General features: G+C 53.3%; 1 protein-coding gene. It reads left to right on the plus strand.

Translation table 11 applies throughout. From position 1 onward, the window contains the following. Nucleotides 1–4: 4 nt before the first annotated feature. A partial coding sequence (locus tag ACTHUR_RS13225; RefSeq protein ID WP_440398981.1) for an ABC transporter ATP-binding protein occupies nt 5–799 on the plus strand: 795 nt, incomplete at its 3' end.

Here is a 799-nt window from a genome sequence, read left to right on the forward strand (position 1 = left end):
ATTCATGACCAACCCCGTCGAATTAAGAAACGTGACCAAACAATTCGGTAGTCAAAAAGCCGTCAACCAAGTCGATTTAGTCCTCAAAGCAGGCGAAAGCGTCGGCATGGCAGGGCATAACGGTGCAGGCAAATCCACCATCATGAAGCTGATACTCGGCCTGATTACGCCGACCGAAGGCGAAGTCATGTTGCTGGGCGAGCGTACCGGCAGTAAGGCAGGCGCACTGCTTCGCAGCCAAATCGGCTACCTGCCTGAAACCGTCGCGCTTCATCCTTCATTGACCGGCATTGAAACCATGGATTTCTATGCCAAACTTAAAAAACAGCCCTTGAGGAAAAACCGTGAGTTGTTGGAACGCGTCGGCATTTCTCAAGCGGCACGCCGCCGTGTCGGCACTTACTCCAAAGGTATGCGCCAACGTCTCGCTTTGGCACAAGCCTTGTTGGGCGAGCCTAAAGTCTTATTGTTTGACGAACCGACCACAGGCCTTGACCCGGCTTCACGCCAAATGTTTTACGAAGTCGTGCGCGAACTGAATGGACGCGGTGCAACCGTATTGCTCAGCACGCACGCGCTTGCCGAACTCGATGGCCACGCCGACCGCATTATCGTCATGAAAAACGGTGTGAAAGTTGCCGATGGCAGCATGGATGAGTTGCATGTTCAAAGTGGTTTGCCGTTGACCGTCAATGTTCGTTTGAAAGAAGCGCGTCCGTTGAGCGAGCGTTGGCAGCCGCTTTCAGACGGGCTGTCGTATAAAGCGCAATGTAAAGCCGAAGAGCGTATGGGGCTTTTG

This window comes from Neisseria sp. P0021.S007, from assembly GCF_051956855.1.